At 73.8% G+C, this 17,300-nt stretch carries 12 protein-coding genes; 3 read left to right on the plus strand and 9 right to left on the minus strand.

Annotated features, from left to right (window positions below; translation table 11 throughout):
• Nucleotides 1–110: 110 nt before the first annotated feature.
• Both IEX42_RS07105 and IEX42_RS07110 read right to left on the minus strand, forming a co-directional pair.
• Complete coding sequence (locus IEX42_RS07105) at nucleotides 111–350, minus strand: hypothetical protein (RefSeq protein WP_188779149.1); 240 nt, start codon at nucleotides 348–350, stop codon at nucleotides 111–113.
• Nucleotides 351–513: 163 nt separating this feature from the next.
• Nucleotides 514–2,589 carry an ATP-dependent DNA helicase UvrD2 gene (locus tag IEX42_RS07110; RefSeq protein ID WP_188779150.1) on the minus strand — a complete coding sequence of 692 codons (2,076 nt, stop codon included), beginning with the start codon at nucleotides 2,587–2,589 and terminating at the stop codon, nucleotides 514–516.
• Between the two features lie 79 nt (nucleotides 2,590–2,668).
• On the opposite strand from IEX42_RS07110, the gene IEX42_RS07115 reads away from it, so the two are divergent.
• The gene (locus IEX42_RS07115) at nucleotides 2,669–2,950 is read left to right on the plus strand and encodes a mycoredoxin (RefSeq protein WP_188779151.1); all 282 of its coding nucleotides are present in this window, start codon (nucleotides 2,669–2,671) and stop codon (nucleotides 2,948–2,950) included.
• 279 nt (nucleotides 2,951–3,229) lie between these two features.
• Here the strand turns inward: IEX42_RS07115 and nudC are convergent, their stop codons facing one another.
• Nucleotides 3,230–4,150 (minus strand): NAD(+) diphosphatase, encoded by a 921-nt coding sequence (gene nudC / locus IEX42_RS07120; RefSeq protein ID WP_229660680.1) that lies wholly within the window; start codon nucleotides 4,148–4,150, stop codon nucleotides 3,230–3,232.
• Between the two features lie 43 nt (nucleotides 4,151–4,193).
• Here nudC and deoD point away from each other — a divergent pair, with 43 nt between their 5' ends.
• The gene (deoD, locus tag IEX42_RS07125; protein WP_188779153.1) at nucleotides 4,194–4,910 is read left to right on the plus strand and encodes a purine-nucleoside phosphorylase; all 717 of its coding nucleotides are present in this window, start codon (nucleotides 4,194–4,196) and stop codon (nucleotides 4,908–4,910) included.
• A 10-nt stretch (nucleotides 4,911–4,920) separates the two neighbouring features.
• Here the strand turns inward: deoD and IEX42_RS07130 are convergent, their stop codons facing one another.
• From IEX42_RS07130 to IEX42_RS07155, 6 genes are all read right to left on the minus strand, one after another.
• A complete protein-coding gene (locus IEX42_RS07130; RefSeq protein WP_229660681.1) occupies nucleotides 4,921–8,157 on the minus strand; it encodes an ATP-dependent helicase in 3,237 nt (1,078 codons plus the stop codon).
• Nucleotides 8,154–11,423, minus strand: a complete 3,270-nt coding sequence (locus IEX42_RS07135; RefSeq protein ID WP_188779154.1) for an ATP-dependent helicase — start codon at nucleotides 11,421–11,423, stop codon at nucleotides 8,154–8,156. The genes IEX42_RS07130 and IEX42_RS07135 overlap by 4 nt, the downstream gene beginning before the upstream one ends.
• Before the next feature lie 76 nt (nucleotides 11,424–11,499).
• Nucleotides 11,500–13,809: an MMPL family transporter gene (locus IEX42_RS07140; protein WP_188779155.1), complete on the minus strand. Its 2,310-nt coding sequence runs from the start codon at nucleotides 13,807–13,809 to the stop codon at nucleotides 11,500–11,502.
• Between the two features lie 11 nt (nucleotides 13,810–13,820).
• Nucleotides 13,821–14,393: a TetR/AcrR family transcriptional regulator gene (locus IEX42_RS07145; RefSeq protein WP_188779156.1), complete on the minus strand. Its 573-nt coding sequence runs from the start codon at nucleotides 14,391–14,393 to the stop codon at nucleotides 13,821–13,823.
• Between the two features lie 116 nt (nucleotides 14,394–14,509).
• Nucleotides 14,510–15,853 carry a sensor histidine kinase gene (locus IEX42_RS07150; protein ID WP_188779157.1) on the minus strand — a complete coding sequence of 448 codons (1,344 nt, stop codon included), beginning with the start codon at nucleotides 15,851–15,853 and terminating at the stop codon, nucleotides 14,510–14,512.
• Nucleotides 15,850–16,521, minus strand: a complete 672-nt coding sequence (locus tag IEX42_RS07155) for a response regulator transcription factor (RefSeq protein WP_229660682.1) — start codon at nucleotides 16,519–16,521, stop codon at nucleotides 15,850–15,852. The genes IEX42_RS07150 and IEX42_RS07155 overlap by 4 nt, the downstream gene beginning before the upstream one ends.
• 157 nt (nucleotides 16,522–16,678) lie before the next feature.
• On the opposite strand from IEX42_RS07155, the gene IEX42_RS07160 reads away from it, so the two are divergent.
• Nucleotides 16,679–17,287, plus strand: a complete 609-nt coding sequence (locus IEX42_RS07160; protein ID WP_188779158.1) for a hypothetical protein — start codon at nucleotides 16,679–16,681, stop codon at nucleotides 17,285–17,287.
• Nucleotides 17,288–17,300: the final 13 nt, after the last annotated feature.

Genomic DNA, 17,300 nt, shown 5'->3' on the forward strand with positions numbered 1-17,300 from the left:
CGTGTCTGGTCGGTGCCTGTGGCGGGGTCCGGGTCGTCCGGGAAAGACGAAGGCCGCGGATCCCTGGATCGGGTTCCGCGGCCTGTGAGTGCCGGTAGAGACTGTGGTCTCTAGGTCGGCGGACTCGTGGCAGAGGTCCCCTGGCGGGTCTTGATCTCGGCGGTGGCGGCATCGGCCGGGCCCGAGAAGCCGGCAGCGGCGTCGATGAACGACGTGGCCGGTGCCACGCGGGCGGCGCCGGTGACGCCATCCATGCGGAGGCCACCGAGAACGCGGGCGCGGGAGGGCACGTGGGTGCAGACCGTCGCCCGAACGGTGGTCACGGAGCGCTGGGTGATCGTGTTGTTCATGGGTGCTGCACCTCCTTCATCGGTCCTCGTGCGCCGGCCTTGCCAGGGCCGCTGTGCGCTGGTGGGTGTGGGTCGCGCCCGGTCTCCCGGGCACGTCGCACACGGTAGACCCGAAGTCTCATCAAGCGCCAACCCATTTAATTGCGCGCTTCTCGCGCCGCGATCAGGCGAGGATCTCGAGCACCTCGTCGGCGTACTTCTCCAGCTTGGAGGCACCGATCCCGCTGATCTGCAGCATCTTCTGCCGGCTGTCGGGCCGCACCTCGGCCAGGGCCTCGAGCGTGGCGTCGGAGAAGACGACGTACGCCGGGACGGAGTCGGCGTCCGCGCGCTGCTTGCGCCAGGTGCGCAGTGCTCCGAAGAGCTCCTCGTCGTAGGGCACCGGGCAGTCGTCGCAGTAGCCGCGGTTGCGTTCCTTGGCGGTGACCAGGGGCTTGCGGCACATCCGGCACACGGCCATCTGCTTGCGCCCGGACCTGGTCCGGCGCGGGCCACCGGACTCTCCCGTCGCGGTCGTTCCCTCGGGCAGCAGCGGCACCAGGAACCGCGAAGGCCTGCGGCGCGCCTGCCCCCCGGGGTTGCGGGCCAGCGACCAGGAGACCGAGAGGTGCCGTCGGGCGCGGGTGAGGCCGACGTAGAGCAGTCTGCGCTCCTCCTCGATCTCCTCGGGCCCGTCGGCGTAGGTGATCGGCAGCGTGCCCTCCTGCATCCCGCAGCAGAAGACCGCGTCCCACTCCAGGCCCTTGGCCGTGTGCAGGGTCGCCAGGGTGACCCCCTCGGCGACCGGCGCGTGCTGCTCCATCGCGCGGCGGTCCAGCTCGGCGACGAACGCGGTCAGGTCGGCGTCCTCGCCGGACTCGCGCGCCGCCCGGGTGAACTCCTCGGCCTGGGAGACCAGCGCCTGCCAGGACTCCCAGCGGTCGCGGGCCCGCCCGCGAGCCTCGGGCGCCTTCTCGGTCCAGCCGAGCCCGACCAGGACCGCACGCACCTGCTCGGCGACGTCGTCCCCCCGGTCACCCCCGGCCTCGCCGGCACGCACCGCCCCGCGCATCATCGCCGTGGCCTGACGCACCTCCTGGCGGTCGAAGAAGCGGGCCGCACCGCGGACGACGTACGGGACGGCGGCCGCGGCGAGTGCCTCCTCGAAGGTCTCCGACTGGGCGTTGATCCGGAACAGCACCGCGATCTGGCTCAGCGGCGTGCCGGCGCGGTGCAGCCGGGAGATCTCGCGGGCCACGTGGTCCGCCTCGGCCACCTCGTCGGGGTGCTCGCTCCAGGCCACGGCGGGCCCGGAGTCGGACTGCGAGCGCAGCTGGACGCCGGCCGACGCCGTGCCGTGCAGCAGCCGGTTCGCCGCCTCGACCACCTGGGGCGTGGAGCGGTAGTTGCGCTCGAGCCGGATGGAGGTGGTGCTGGCGTAGCGCTGCGGGAAGTCGGAGAGGTACGACGCGCTCGCACCCGCGAACGAGTAGATGGTCTGGGCCGGGTCACCCACCACGCAGATCTCGTCCCGCCCGCCGAGCCACAGGTCGAGCAGCGCCGACTGGATCGGGGAGACGTCCTGGAACTCGTCGACGACGAACCACTTGTACTGCCGGCGCACCTCGGCGGCGACCCGGTCGTCCTCGGTGAGCAGGGCCGCGTCGAGGAGCAGCACGTCCTCCATGTCCATCCGGCCCTGCTCGCGCTTGAGCTCCTCGTAGCCGGCGTAGACGTGCGCGACGCTCGCCGGGTCGACGCCGGACACCTGCCGCCCGCGCCCCGGTGCGAGGCGCGCGTAGTCGTCGGGTCGCACGTTGCAGACCTTGGCCCACTCGATCTCGGAGGCCAGGTCGCGCAGCGTCGAGGCGTCGGTCTGGACCCGGTTGCGCCGCGCGGCGCCGCCGACGAGGCCGAGCTTGGACTCGATCAGCTCGGGCGGCTCACCGGAGTAGACCCGCGGCCAGAAGTACCGCACCTGGCGCAGTGCGGCGGAGTGGAAGGTCCGCGCCTGCACCCCTGCTGCACCGAGCGCACGCAGCCGACCGCGCATCTCACCGGCGGCCTTCGTGGTGAAGGTGACCGCGAGGACCTCCGTGGGGACGTACACCCCCGTGGCGACGCCGTGGGCGATCCGGTGCGTGATCGCCCGCGTCTTGCCCGTACCGGCGCCGGCGAGCACCCGGACCGGGCCGCGCAGCGCCTCTGCGACCTGCCGCTGCTCGGGGTCGAGCGCATCCAGCAGCTGCTCGGGTGTCACGCGGAATGTCCTCTCCGAGATGGGCGTTGGCTGTCGTGCCAGGGCGGAGACACCACCCTAGATCCGAGGACGGACAGTCATGACCGACAGTTCACAGGCAGGGGCACAGGCCGTGCGGTTCACGATGTACAAGACGCCGTGGTGCGGCTACTGCCACCGCCTCGGCTCGCAGCTCACCCGCGAGGGCATCGCCGAGGGCGAGGTGTACGACGTGGTCGACATCGAGCAGGACCCCGCCGCTGCCGAGATCGTGATGCAGGCCAACGGTGGCAACCAGACCGTCCCGACCCTCGTGTGGGACGACGGCACCACGCAGACCAACCCGTCGCTGAAGCAGGTCAAGGAGAAGCTCGGCGTCTGAGGGGTAGTCCCTGACGTTCGCGTCGTCCGCAGCGACGATCGACCGCGCCAACGTCCTGGACCAGGGGTGTTGCTGAATCGCTGGCCGTTCGCTGCGCGTCGTCCAGCGCGTGCGATGGCACCTCCGGGGTCCCCGCGGGAGCGCGAGCGCAGCGAGCGGTCTCGTGGGGTGGTGGCTTGGCGCGGGAGCGCAGACGGGCCGGCGGCCCGTCAAGCGAGGCAACGCAGCCAGCGTGCGTGAGGGGCGGCGCGCAGCAGGCCATGGATTGAGCAACGCGCCCTACCGCCAGGAGCCGGAGAGGTGGGCCCCGTACCACCACTCGATGAGGTAGTGGCTGATCGAGATCCCGCCGGGGAGCACCAGGCTGCCGTCCTCCGCCGAGGCGCCGAGCTCCTCGCGGGTGAACCAGCGCGCGTCCTCGATCTCCACGCCGTCGACCGCGACGTCGGTGGTGGCGGCGTGCGCGACGAAGCCGATCATCAGGCTGGCGGGGAGCGGCCAGGGCTGGCTGCCGAAGTACTCGACCCTGTCGACCCGTACCCCGGTCTCCTCCTGGACCTCGCGGCGGACTGCGTCCTCGGCCGACTCGCCGGGCTCGACGAACCCGGCGAGGGTGGAGTAGCGACCCGTCGGCCACAGCGGGCTGCGGCCCAGCAGCACCCGGTCGTCGGGGGCCTCGCCGTCGACGACCACCATGATCACCGCCGGGTCGGTCCGCGGGAACTGGGCACGGCCACACGTGCCGGTGCACTGCAGCTGGTGGCCCGCGTGGGTCGGCTCCAGCCGGCCCGCGCAGCGGGGGCACCAGCGGGTGACGCGCAGCCACTCCGCGATCCCGACCGCGTGGGCCACGAGCTCGGCCTCGATCCGGTCCACCAGGGACAGTGCGTCGCGCAGCGAGGCCCACACACCCTCCCCGTCGTCGGCCAGGTCCTCGTCGGCGACGACGGCGACGTGGGTCACGCCGTCCTTCTCCCCCAGCAGCACCTTCACGCCGTCCGGCGCCTGGCTCGGCGCGACCCACGGGACGTCGCCGTCGACGACGCGGAACCGCGCTCCAGCCAGCACGAGCACCCGCGTGGCCGGGTCGGACCAGGCCCGCACCAGCCACTCCTCGTCGGTGCGCCGCTCGGCCTCGCGGTCGTGCGGAGCGCGGGTCAGCGCGAGCGGTGGGTGCTGGTCAGCGGGGGAAGTCGCCACGAGGTCAGGCCTACCACGCCGCCGCCTGGCTACGGTGTCGCGGGTGAGCACCCACCTCGGCGCCGAGCCCGGCCAGATCGCCCCGACCGTCCTCATGCCCGGGGACCCGCTGCGGGCGCAGTGGATCGCCGAGACGTTCCTCGACGACGTCGAGTGCTACTCGCGGGTGCGGGGCATGCTCGGCTTCACCGGCACCTGGCAGGGGCACCGCGTCTCGGTGCAGGGCTCGGGGATGGGCCAGCCGTCGCTGGCGATCTACGCGACCGAGCTGTTCACGTCGTACGACGTGCGCACGGTGGTGCGCGTCGGCTCCTGCGGCGCACTCACCGAGGACGTGGGGCTGCGCGACCTCGTCATCGCGACCGGCGCGTGCACCGACTCCTCGATGAACCGGATCCGCTTCCACGGCTACGACTACGCCCCGGTGGCCGACCTGGACCTCGTCGTCGCGGCGCGCGACGCGGCCCGGGCGCGCGAGGGTCTGGTCGTGCACACGGGGCTGGTGCTGTCGGGCGACAGCTTCTACCACCCGCGACCGGAGCTGACCGCGCCGATGGTGGCGCACGGGGTGCTGGCGGTCGAGATGGAGGCGAGCGCGCTCTACACGCTCGCGGCAGCGCACGGTCGCCGAGCGCTGGCGGTGTGCACGGTGTCCGACCACGTGGTCACCGGCGTCGAGCTGAGCAGCGAGGACCGCGAGCGCAGCTTCGCGCCGATGGTCGAGGTCGCGCTGGCGGCCGCCGCACGCGACGGCGGGTGAGCGGCGCGGCTCACCGGAGCAGGGCCTCGAGGGCCGCGCGGTCGGGGAGGTCGGCAGGGTCGGGGACGACCGTGCGGTCGGTGCGCACGAAGTGGAAGGCCACGCGGACCTGCTCCGGCGGCACGCCGTGCAGCTCGGCCCAGGCGACGCGGTAGACCGCGAGCTGCCAGGGGTCGGTGCCCGACTCCCGGCCGGTCTTCCAGTCGACGAGCAGGAAGGCACCGTCGGGCTCCGTGTAGACGGCGTCGATCCGACCACGGACCACCTGACCGGCCAGGACCAGCGAGAACGGCGCCTCCACGGCGAGGGGCACCCGGTCGGCGAAGCGGCCGGACTCGAAGGCGGCGACCAGCGCCGCCAGGTCGTCCTCGCCGTCGATGCCGGTGTCGGCCCGCCCGGGCAGGTCGTCGGGGTCGAAGAGGTCCTGCTGGCCGAACCGTGCCTCCACCCAGGCGTGGAAACGGGTGCCGAACCGGGCCTCCGGCGACGGACGCCGGGGCATCGGCCGGGCCAGGTCGCGGGCCAGCTCCTCGGGGTCCTCGCGCAGCCGCGAGAGCGCCGTGGCCGAGAGGCCCGACGGCAGCGCCACCTCGACGGTCCGCCCCGCCTCGCGCTCCGCCTCGGTGAGCAGCACGCCGATCGCGGCGTCCCACTCCTCGACGACCGCCCGCTCGACGAGGTCGAGCCCGGAGTCCTCAGGGTCCTCGGATCCCTCGACCTCGCCGGTCTCGTGCCGGACCCGTTCCACCCGCTCCGCCGCCGACGTACGACGCTCGGCCTCGGCCGTGCGTCCGGTGACCGGCCAGGCGACGTCGGAGTCACCGGCGTGCAGCGGGTTGGTCTCGTGGGCGGACTCCTCGACCCAGGTGTCCGGCTCCTGGCCCCATCCGGCGATGGTCGTGCGGATGGTCTGCTGGTAGTCGGAGGGACCGTTGGGCTTGGACCGGCTGTCGCGCCAGTGGTACGACGACACCCACATCCGGTGCCTGGCGCGGGTGAACGCGACGTACGCCAAGCGGAGCTCCTCCTCGGCCTGGTGCTCCTTGGCGTCGGCCTTCAGCCGGTCGAGGTGCTCCTTGGTGTGCCCACCCAGCCCCGCCAGGTCGCGGGCGTCGCCGCGCAGCGCGTGCGGGAGCGCTTGTGCCTGGGTGACCCACAGCGGGCGCGAGCGGGTGACCGGGAACCGCTCCCGGACGACGCCCAGGCAGAACACCTCGTCCCACTCCAGCCCCTTCGCCCGGTGCACGGTGAGCAGCTTGACCGAGTCGCTCTCGGACGGGGTCGCGACGTCGAGTCCCCCGAGGTCGTCCTCGGCCTCGAACCACGCCAGCAGGGACGGCAGCGACACCTCGCCGTCGACGGCCCGGAACTCGGCCACCGCCTTGACGAACAGGTCGAGGTTCTCGCGCCTGGCCCGCGCCGACTCGCTGCCCGAGGAGGCGAGCTCGACGTCGATGCCGCAGACGTCGATCACGCGGCGCACCAGGTCCAGCAGCGGCTCCCCGACGTGGCGGCGCAGCTGGCGCAGCTCGCGGTCGAGCGCGGCGAACCGCGCACGGGCGACCTCGGAGTACGCCGTGTCCTCGCCCAGGTCGGACAGCGCGTCGGCCAGCGCCACCACCTCCGTCGGGTCGCTGCCCGCCACGGCCTCCTCGAGCGAGGCGGCGAGGTCGACCGGCGGCGAGTCCGGCGGGCCGGTCCGCGCACCATCGCCGGCCAGCTCGCGGGCGCGGCGGGCCAGCAGGGAGAGGTCCCGCGGCCCGATCGCCCAGCGCGGGCCGGTGAGCAGGGTGAGCAGGCTCGCGTTGGCGGTGAGGTCCTGCAGCAGCCGCAGCGTGGCCAGCACCTCGGCGACCTCGGGCAGGGCGAGCAGGCCCTGGAGCCCGACGATCTCGACCGGCACCTCGGCCTGCGACAGCGTGTCGAAGACGTCGGCGGCGTGCTGGTTGTCGCGCAGCAGCACGCCGATCTCGCGCCAGGAGCCGGTCCGGCCGTGAGCAGCCACCACCGCCTCGGCCACCCAGGCCAGCTCCTCGGGGTAGGTCTCGTGGTTGAGGACGTGCACCTCCCCCTCCGCGGCGCCCGGCGGCGGCTCCAGCGGGCTCACCGAGGGCTGGCTGTCGTAGAGGCGTCCGGCGATCGTGTTGGCCACCTCGAGGATGTGCCGGTCCGAGCGCCGGTTGACGGTCAGCGGGAGGACCGGCACCTCGGTCGACCCGTCGGCCCGCGGGAAGTCCCGGCCGAAGCCGAGGATGTTGCTGACCGAGGCGCCGCGCCAGCCGTAGATCGCCTGGTTGGGGTCGCCGACGGCCGTGACCGGGTGTCCGCGTCCCCGAGCCGGGTCCGGCCCGGAGAACAGCGCCGCCAGCAGCTGGGCCTGGGCCACGGAGGTGTCCTGGTACTCGTCGAGGAGCACCACGCGGTAGGCCTCGCGCTGCTCCGCACCGACCTGCGGGTGCGCCGCGCTCAGCCGGGCCGCCAGAGCGATCTGGTCGGAGAAGTCCATCAGGCCGAGCTCGGACTTGAGGTCGCGGTAGGACCCGACCAGTCCCAGCAGCTCGCTGCGCTGGTCGATCACCCCGATCGCCTTGAGGATGTCCGCCCTCGCCCGCTCGGAGGCCAGCGCGGTCGTGAAACGGTCGCGCTCGGCGGCGTCGTACGCCCGCAGCCGGTCGAGGTCGACCAGGTGCTCGCTCAGCGCGCCGTCGAGCGCCAGCAGGGCCTCGATCACGTGCGGCGGGCTGTCGGAGAGGTGCTCGACCGCGCGGGTGTGCCGCGCCACGACCCGGCCCGCGAGCTGGTAGCGGGAGGCGTCGGCCATCAACCGGGTGTCCGGCTCGTGACCGATCCGCAGACCGTGCTCGGTCAGCAGGGTCGAGGCGAAGGAGTGGTACGTCGCGACCGCCGGCTCCAGTCGCTCACCGTCCGCGTCACGGTCGACCTGACCGGACCGCTCCAGGGCTCCCCGCACCCGGCTGCGCAGCTCGGCCGCCGCCTTGGTGGTGAACGTCAGACCGAGCACCTGGTCGGCGGCGACCTGCCTGGTGGCGACGAGGTAGACGACGCGCGCCGCCATCAGCGAGGTCTTGCCGGACCCGGCGCCGGCGATCACCACGGTCGGCTCCAGGGGTGCCGAGACCGCGGCCCACTGCTGCGGGCTGACCTCGAACTCGGTGCCCATCACCTCGCGCAGCTCGGCGGGCGAGCCGATCGTCGTCCGGGTCTGCCGGCTCTCCGCCGCCGTCACCCGAGCACCGACCCGGTGGTCTGCGCCGGGCACATCCGGGTGAACGAGCAGTAGCGGCACTGCGACCCCGGCCGGGCCGGGAACGACTCGGCGCGGAGGTGACCGACCGCGTCCTCCAGCTGGCGCAGCACGTCGGTACGACCGTCCTCGTCCGGCACCTGCGGCTCCTGGCGCTGGCTCCTCAGCCGCCCCTTGGTCTCCTGACGCAGGTGCCACAGCTCGGCACCACCCGCGCCCGCCCCGTCGGGCACGACCTCGAGGTCGGCGACGGCGCCGTGGTCGACGGCGAGCTGGTAGAGCCCGAGCTGCGGGTGGACCGCGACCTCGGCGCCGGTCGGCGCGCTCTTGCCGGTCTTGAGGTCGACGACGACGACGTCGCCGGCCTCGTCGAGCTCGAGCCGGTCCGCGAAGCCGCGCACCCGCACCACGGTGCCGTCGGGGAGCTCGACGCGGGCCTCGAGCTCCTTCTCGGTGGCGATCACGGTACGAGCGCCCTCCCGGTGGTGGTGCTCGATGAACCGGGCGAGCGCCTTGCGCGCCTGCTCCCGCTCGCGGGAGGCCGACCAGGGGGTGCGGAAGGCCAGCCTCGACCACACGGCGTCGACCTGCTCCATCAGGGCGTCGAGGGTCGCGTCGTCCCCGGTCAGCTCGCCGGAGCCGACCCGGTCGGCGATCGCGTGGATCACCAGCCCGAAGCCCTGGGCGGAGGTGGTGCCCTCGCGGCCTCCCGCCTCACGCTCGAAGAACCACTTCGCGGGGCACTCCTCCAACGTGGTGAGCGCCGAGGGCGAGATCGTCACGGGCTCGTCGGCCCGGCGCAACGGTGCGTCGGCCCGGCTGGGCGGGCGCACCCCCCACCAGCGACGGTGGTCGGCGCCGGGCGCGACCGGGCGTCCGCCGACCTCCACAGCGGCCAGAGCGGCCAGCCGGCGGGCGGCCGCGTCGCGCAGCGCCTCGGAGGCGTCGGGGTCGGCGGTCGTACGGCGCAGGGTCGCCACCAGACCGGGCAGGGACAGCGGCCTGGCCGGTCGCCCCGCGACGTGGCGCACCTCGACGCCGAGCTCCTCGAGGAAGCGGGACGGCACCTCGCCGTCCTCGTCCGCCGAGCGGACCGCCGTGACCAGGAGCTGCTCGCGGGCGCGGGTGCAGGCGACGTAGAACAGCCGCCGCTCCTCCTCCAGCATCGACCGGGTCGTCGCCGGCGGGACCAGGCCGTCGCGGCCGATCCGGTCGGCACGCAGCAGGCTGGCGCGGCGGCGGAGGTCGGGCCAGCCCTCCTCCTGGACGTGCGCGACGACGACCAGTCGCCACTCCAGGCCCTTGGAGCGGTGGGCGGTCATCAGCCGCACCGCCGATCCGCGCACCCCCCGGTCGGCGAGGGTGTCGGCGGGGATCTGCTGGGCGGTCAACGTCTCGAGGAACACCGGCACGCTGGTGTGGCCGCGCTGCTCCTCGGTGTGGGCGGCAGTGTCGAACAGCGAGCAGATCGCGTCGAGGTCGCGGTGCGCCAGGCGGGCGCCAGGGCCGCCGCCGACCGCGCTGTCGTACAGGCGTCGCGGCCAGGAGGTCCCCGACCAGAGCTGCCACAGCACGTCCTCCGCGGTGCCACCGGCGTCGAGCCGATCGCGGGCGGCCGCCAGCAGTGCCGCGAAGGCACGCACCTTGGCCGCCGCGGCTCCGGGAAGATCGGCGCACAGGTCCGGCTCGACCAGCGCCCGGCGCAGGAGCTCGGGCGAGGAGTCCACCGGCGTGCCCGTGGCGGCGGCCTGGACCTGGTCGTCGAGCGCCGCCTGGACCGGCAGGCCGTCGGCACGGGCGACGCCGCGCAGCGCACGACCCAGCGACCGGACCTCGGTCGCGTCCAGGCCGCACAGCGGGGAGACCAGCAACGTGTGCGCGCGGACCGCGTCGAGGTGGTCGGGCCGCGAGGTGTCGGTGACGTCGAGGTCGAGCACCGCGCGCAGCGCGGCCAGCAGCGGCTGCACGGCCGGCTCCGCGACCAGCGGCGTGTCGTCGGAGGCGACCTCGACCGGGACGCCGGCGGCGGCGAGCCCGCGCCGCAGCGCCGGGATCGAGGCGCGTCCGGACCGCACGAGCACGGCCATGTCGGACCAGTCGACGCCGTCCTCGAGGTGGGCGCGGCGCAGCCGGTCGGCGAGGTGCTCGGTCTCGGCACGGTCGGTGTCGAAGGTGATCACCTCCGCACGTCCCGGCGTCGCCGCGCCGAGCGCGACCGGTGAGCGGAAGGCTGCCTTGCCCTCCTCGGCGACCGATCCGTGCAGCGGCAGCCTGGCGGCGACCCGCTGGCTCGCCAGGAGCAGGTGCTCACCGAAGCGGCGGGTCGTCCCGAGCACGACCGTCTCGGCCCGCTCGCCCGACGTCTGCGGGAACTGCGCGGGGAAGTCGAGGATGCCGCGCACGTCGGCACCACGGAAGCCGTAGATCGACTGGTGCGGGTCGCCGACCACGACCAGGTCGCCTCCGTCGCCGGCCAGCTCCCGCAGCAGCGCGACCTGGCTCGGGTCGGTGTCCTGGTACTCGTCGACGAACACGTGGCGGTACCGCTCGCGCAGCTCCTCGCGGTACCTGCCCGCAAGTGCGACCGCGCGGCGGAGCAGGTCGCCGTAGTCGATGCTGCTGGTCGCGTCGAGGACGTCGAGGTAGCCCGACAGGAACCGGCCGGCCGCGGAGTACGCCGGCTCGTCCGCGCGCTCCCCCAGGGCGACCAGGTCCTCGGGGTCGACCCCCCGCTCCCGCGCCCGCGAGAGCACCGACGCGACCTCGCGCGCGAAGCCCCGGGTCCCGACGGCGGCACGCAGCCCATCGGGCCAACGCACGGCCTCCGGCCCGGTCAGCAGCTCGGCGACGAGCACGTCCTGCTCCGGGGCCGAGAGGAGGCGCAGCGGGTCGGAGTAGAGCTCGGCCGGCGACTTCGCCCGGACGAGCCCGTACGCGAAGGAGTGGAAGGTCGAGCTGATCGCCGCCGAGGTGGTGCGCCCGAGCCGCGTGGTCACGCGGTCGCGCAGCTGCTCGGCGGCCTTGCGGCTGAAGGTCAGTGCGAGCACCGCGCCGGGGTCGGCCCCGCGGTTCTCCACCCGGTCCACGATCGCCTCGACGAGCGTCGTGGTCTTCCCCGTGCCAGGCCCCGCGAGCACCAGCAGCGGCCCGCCCTCGTGGTCGACGACCCGCTGCTGGGCGGCGTCGAGGGTCGGCGCCGCCGCACCACGAGTCGCGGAGGGGGTGAGGGAGTACGTCGGACCGGTCATCGCGACCACTCAAGCAGCCGCCACCGACACCCGCCGACCGGGCACTCGCGGCACGCGCCGCGTACTCCCACCTCGGTCAGCGGGCGTGGGCACCCGCCTCGTGCCTGCCGCGGGGGTCGCCGTCCTCGCCGGTACGGCCGTCAGCGCCGTCGGCCGCCACGGGCGGGGCGAGGTCACCGTCGAGGTGGCGGCTCAGCGACTCGCCCTCGACGTCGAGGTCGGGCAGCGCCCGGTCGAGCCAGGAGGGGAGCCACCACATGTGCCTGCCCAGCAGCGCCATGAACGCCGGGACCAGCGTCATGCGTACGAGGAACGCGTCGGCGAGGACACCGACGGCCAGACCGAACCCGATCGACTTCACGATCGCGTTGTCGCCGAGCGCGAAGCTCCCGAAGACCCCGATCATGATCGCCGCCGCCGCCGTGACGACGCGTGCGCCGTACTGGAAGCCGTGGACGACGGCGCCCACCGCCTCGCGGCCGTGGACGTACTCCTCGCGCATCCGGGACACGAGGAAGACCTCGTAGTCCATCGCGAGACCGAACAGGATGCCGGTCAGCAGCAGCGGGAGCAGGAACAGCACGGGCCCGGACTTGTCCACGCCGACGAGATCGGCGAGCCAGCCCCACTGGAAGACCGCGACCGTCGCGCCGAGCGAGACGCCCACGGAGATCAGGAAGCCGACGACCGCCTTGAGCGGGACCAGGATCGAGCGGAAGACGACCATCAGCAGCAGGAACGCGAAGCCGACCACCACGATCAGGTACTTCGGGAAGGCGTCCGCGAGGGAGGCGGAGATGTCCACACCGAGCGCGGTCTGCCCCGTCACCAGCACCCGCGAGCCTCCCGGCGCCGCGTCCCCGCCCACGGTGGAGCGGATCTCGTCGACCAGGTCCTGGGTGCCCGCCGCGGACGGGCCGCTCTTCGGGATCACGGTCACGAGGGCGTACTGCGCCTGCGAGAGCTGCTGCTGGTACGCCGCCACCGCGCGCTGGTCCTTCGGGTCGGTGACCGGCGGCACCACCGCGGCGACATCGGTCTCGATCGTGCCCAGCCGGGACACGACGGTGCTGACCGCACCGGCCGGGTCGGCGGCGTCCTTGGTGTCCACGACGACCAGCAGCGGGCCGTTCGTCCCGGCCCCGAAGTTCTCGGCGATCAGGTCGTAGGCGACCCGGGTCTGGCTGCCGTCGGGTGCCGTCCCGTCGTCGGGCAGGGCCAGCCGCATCGAGGCGACGGGGATGGCCACCACGCCGGCCACGACCAGGCCGGTGACCAGGGTCAGGGCGCGGTGCCTGGTCACCAGGTCGGCCCAGCGCCGGCCGTTGGTGCGGCGGCCGGACTTGTCCTCGGGGTCCCGGGCGGACAGGAACGGCACCCTGCCCCAGCCGATCCGCTTGCCGGTGAACCCGAAGAGCGCGGGCAGCATCGTGAGCGCGATCAGCACGGCGACCGCGACCGTGGCGGCCGCGGCCACCCCCATCTCGGTGAGGAAGCTGATGTTCACCACCGCGAGGCCGGCGAGCGCGATGATCACGGTCAGACCGGCGAAGACCACCGCCGTCCCGGCCGTGCCCACGGCGCGCCCGGCCGCCTCCTCGTGGCTGCGGCCGAGGAAGAGCTCGTGACGGTAGCGGGAGACGATGAACAGCGCGTAGTCGATGCCGACCGCCAGCCCGAGCATCGTGGCGAGGATCGGGGTCGTCGAGCCGAGGTCCATGAACCCGGTGAGCGTGGTGATCCCCAGGACCCCGATGCCCACGCCGATCAGCGCCGTGAGCAGCGGCATGCCGGCGACCAGCAGCGCCCCGAAGGTGATCACCAGCACGACGATCGCGACGATCACACCGAGCAGCTCGGTGGTGCCCGTCTCCGGGATGGCCTGCAGGGCGTCGCCGCCGATCGCGACTGTCAGCCCGGCGTCGCGGGCCGCGTCCGGGGCGTCCTCCAACGCGCTCTTGTCTGCCTCGGTGAGCTCGACCGAGGTCTTCGAGTAGGAGATCGAGGAGTACGCCGTGCGGCCGTCCTTCGAGACGGTGCCGGTCGTGTACGGGTCGGTCGAGGAGACCACGTCGTCGGTCTTGGCCGCGGCGATCGCGTCGAGCACGAGCTGCTTGTTCGCGCCGGTGTCCAGGCGCTGCCCCTCGGGGGCCTGGAACACCACGCGAGCGGTCGCGCCGTCCGGCGCCGCCTGCGGGGACCGCTCCTTGATCAGGCTGAAGGCCTGGGTGGACTCGATGCCGGGGAGGTCGAACTGGTCCGAGGTCGGGCCCTTGAGGGTGGCCGCGCCCACGCCCATCACGATCAGCAGACCCAGCCACAGCGAGGCGACGAGACGACGACGCCGGAAGCTCCAGCGACCGAGGCGGTAGAGGTACCAGGACATGGGCTGAGCTCCTAAGCGGGCGTGTGGGTGAGCGTCGGGACCAGCACGGCGTCGAGGTAGCCGAGCAGGTAGTCGTCCTCGACGTGCTCGTCCTCGAGCACGCTGCGCAGGACGAAGGGGGCGATGAGGACCAGGTCGGCGAAGCCGAGGGCGGGGTTGTCGGCGGCGACCTCGCCGCGTCGTACGGCGCGCTCGACGACGGTCTGCAGACGTTCCCGCAGCGCCGAGACGACGCGGTCGCGGCACGCGTTGCGCAGCTCCTCGTCGGACTTCACCGCGTGGAGCACGGCGCCGATGAGGTCGGCCTCGGCCTCGATCCGGGTCGAGCGACCGGTGACCAGGGCGGCGAGGTCCGAGCGCAGCGAGCCGGTGTCGGAGGGCACCTCGTCGCTGACCGCGAGGTGGCGCAGCGCCTCGACGACCAGCGTCGACTTCGAGCCCCACTGACGGTAGAGCGTGGCCTTGCTGGAGCTGGTCGCCTCGGCGACCTGGTCCATGGTGATCCGCTCGAAGCCGTGCTCGGCGACCAGCGCGAGGGTGCCGCGGAACAGCTCGTCGAGCCGCTCGGCCGTCAGCCTGGTCATCACCCTCCCCTGGGGTCGTGCCGAAACGACATCGTTTCGAAACGGAACAGTTTCGATCTTAGAGCCGTCCGGCGAGCCCGCCAACCAGGAGACGCCGGGTGTGGGCGAGAACACGCTCAGCCCGGCAGGTCGACCCGGAAGGCGGCGCCCCCCTCGGGCCCGCGGCCGACGGCGACGGTGCCGCCGAGGCGACGCACGAGCCCCTGGACCAGGGAGAGCCCCAGGCCGAGACCGCCGGCACGCTCGTCGTACTTCTCGTGGAGCACCCCCGGCTCGAAGGCGGTCGCGGCATCCTCGACGTCCAGCCCGGGACCGGAGTCGCGGACCTCCAGGCGTACGACACCCGGCGCGCGCACCGCGGCCAGCACGACGCTGTCGCCGGGCGAGCAGATCCGTACGGCGTTGTCGGCCAGGGCGTCGACCACCTGTCGCAGGCGCAGCGGGTCGGACTCGACGGGCAGCGCCTCCTCCGTCTCGACACGTAGCGAGAGCCCCGCCCGCTCGCAGCGGTCACCCCAGGCGCGGGCGGCCTCGCGCACCACCTCGGCGGCGTCGCACGGCGCGGTGTGCACGACGAGCTCGTCGGCCTCCAGCCGGGCGAGGTCGAGCAGGTCGGCGACGTAGCGCTCGAGGCGCCGGGCCTCGCCCACCATCGTCACACCGACCTCGGGCAGCTCCTCGGGACCGACGACACCGTCGGCGAGGGACTCGGCGTAGCCGAGCACGGCGGTCAGTGGCGTGCGCAGCTCGTGGGAGACCGAGAGCAGGAACCTGCGCTGCCGGCCCTCGCTGCTCGCCAGCGCGTCGTCGAGCCGACGCAGAGCAGCCGCGACCTCCTCGACCTCACGGGTCCCGCCGCGTACCGGCGCCCGGACTGTGCCGCGCTCCCCCGCGCCGAGCCGGCCGGCGTCCTCGGCCAGCCGTGCCAGCGGGCGCCCGAGCTGGCGGGCGACGACCACGCCGATCCCGACGGCGACCAGCAGGGCAAGGGTCAGCGCCAGGAGCAGCCTGCGTCGCTGCTCGGCGACCGCCCGGTCGACGGTGTCGGCACCCGTGGCCAGCACGACCGCCCCGCCGCTGCGGGTGGGCCGCGCCTCGACCAGCAGCGGCTCGCCGTCCTCGTCACGGACGGTGGTGGAGACCGGGTCACCGGCGAGGAGGCGGCGCCGGTCGTCGGCGCGGAGCAGCGCGGCGACCCCGTCGGAGCGGCCGCGCGGGCTCACCGAGTCCAGCGAGAGACCGCGGACGTCGCCCTGCAGCTCGAGACGGTTGACCAGCGGCGCCGGCCGGGCCAGCGCGGCGAAGAGATCGGCCTGTCGGGCCAGCGTCGAGCGTGCCGACCCCTCGGTGCTCGACCGCACCAACGGGCTGGTCAGGGTCGCCGCCAGGAGCAGCGCGACCACGGCCACCGCCAGCATCGCGAGCACGAGCCGGCCGGCCAGCGACCGCGGGACCCTCATCCGGCGATCCGGTAGCCGACGCCGCGCACCGTCTCGATCGGCGACCCCGGCCCGAGCTTCGCGCGCAGCTGCGCCACGTGGACGTCCACCGTGCGGCTCGACCCGTAGTCGGCCTGGCCCCAGGCCCGGGCGAGGATCTCGGCGCGCGCCACCACCCGCCCACGGCTGCGCAGCAGCGTCTCGAGGAGGTTGAACTCGGTGACGGTCAGGGCCACCTCGGCGCCGTCGACGAGGACCGTGCGCGCCGCCTGGTCCATCCGTACGCCGCCGGCCTCCAGGACGGCGGGGCGAGCGGGCTCGCCCTGCCGCCTCAGCACCGCCGCCAGTCGCGCCACCAGCTCGCGGGGCGAGAACGGCTTGGTGAGGTAGTCGTCGGCGCCGATCTCCAGCCCGAGCACCCGGTCCACCTCGTCGTCGCGCGCGGTCACGAAGAGCACCGGCGTCCAGTCACCCTCCTCGCGCAGCGCCCTGCACACGGCGATGCCGTCGCGCCCCGGCAGACCGACGTCGAGGACGACGGCGACGGGACGCAGCCGGCGGCACGCGGCCAGCGCGCGGTCACCGTCGGACTCGACGTGCACGCCGTAGCCGTCGCGGAGCAGGTAGCGCCGCACCAGGTCGGCGATCGCCGGCTCGTCCTCGACGACGAGCACCAGTCCGGTGGGCACTGCTCGAACCTAGTGCGCCCCGGGACCCGGGACGATCCTCCGTCGCGCTCGCCCGGCCGCGCTTACACGACCCGAACACGGACCGCACCCTCTGCTCACCAGCGCCCGCCAGGCTCCTTCGCACCAGATGAGTTCCCCACCGATCGGAGCACGACCAGTGAACCTCTCGAAGAACGTCCTCGCCCGGACCGCCGCGGGCACCCTCGCCGGCGCCGGCCTCGTCACCGCCTCGGTGATCGGCGCCCAGCAGGCAACGGCCGGACCGTCGGGGTCGACCACGTCGCTCGCCGCCCACTCCCCGGGCCAGGCCTCCGCGTGCCGCAGCACCTCGCACCACCACTCGCCTCTCGGGGTGCGGATCGGCAAGGCGCCGCAGTCGCTGACCAAGGACCTGCAGGCCCTGCGCGCGAAGCAGCGGGAGGGCCTGGCCGCGATCCGGAAGGACGCCGCGGACGGCAAGTACGGCAAGGAGGTCCAGGAGCGCGTCGAGAAGCGCGAGCAGCGCATCGAGAAGCACCGGGCGTCGCTGCCGGAGAAGCTGCGGAGCGACCTCGACGCACTGCAGAAGATGCAGCCCGGGGCCGACCGTCGGGCCGCGGCCCAGAAGATCCGCGAGGGCCGGCTCTCGGGCGCCTACGGCGCGGAGGTCCAGGAGCACGCGCAGACCGCGAAGAAGAAGCAGGACGAGCGCAAGCAGACCTGCCAGGACCAGCGCCAGCAGCGCAAGGAGGACAAGGAGTCCGGCTCCTCGAGCACCGAGGGCTGAGGTTCCTCGGGTC

This window comes from Marmoricola endophyticus (genome assembly GCF_014644415.1).
In the GTDB taxonomy this organism is placed as follows: domain Bacteria; phylum Actinomycetota; class Actinomycetes; order Propionibacteriales; family Nocardioidaceae; genus Marmoricola; species Marmoricola endophyticus.

Excerpts from the sequence above, each read along its gene's own strand:
- IEX42_RS07105 (WP_188779149.1), bottom strand. The coding sequence starts at position 350 with ATGAACAACACGATCACCCAGCGCTCCGTGACCACCGTTCGGGCGACG.
- IEX42_RS07115 (WP_188779151.1), top strand. The coding sequence starts at position 2,669 with ATGACCGACAGTTCACAGGCAGGGGCACAGGCCGTGCGGTTCACGATG.
- IEX42_RS07135 (WP_188779154.1), bottom strand. The coding sequence starts at position 11,423 with ATGACCGGTCCGACGTACTCCCTCACCCCCTCCGCGACTCGTGGTGCG.
- IEX42_RS07140 (WP_188779155.1), bottom strand. The coding sequence starts at position 13,809 with ATGTCCTGGTACCTCTACCGCCTCGGTCGCTGGAGCTTCCGGCGTCGT.
- IEX42_RS07145 (WP_188779156.1), bottom strand. The coding sequence starts at position 14,393 with ATGACCAGGCTGACGGCCGAGCGGCTCGACGAGCTGTTCCGCGGCACC.
- IEX42_RS07150 (WP_188779157.1), bottom strand. The coding sequence starts at position 15,853 with ATGAGGGTCCCGCGGTCGCTGGCCGGCCGGCTCGTGCTCGCGATGCTG.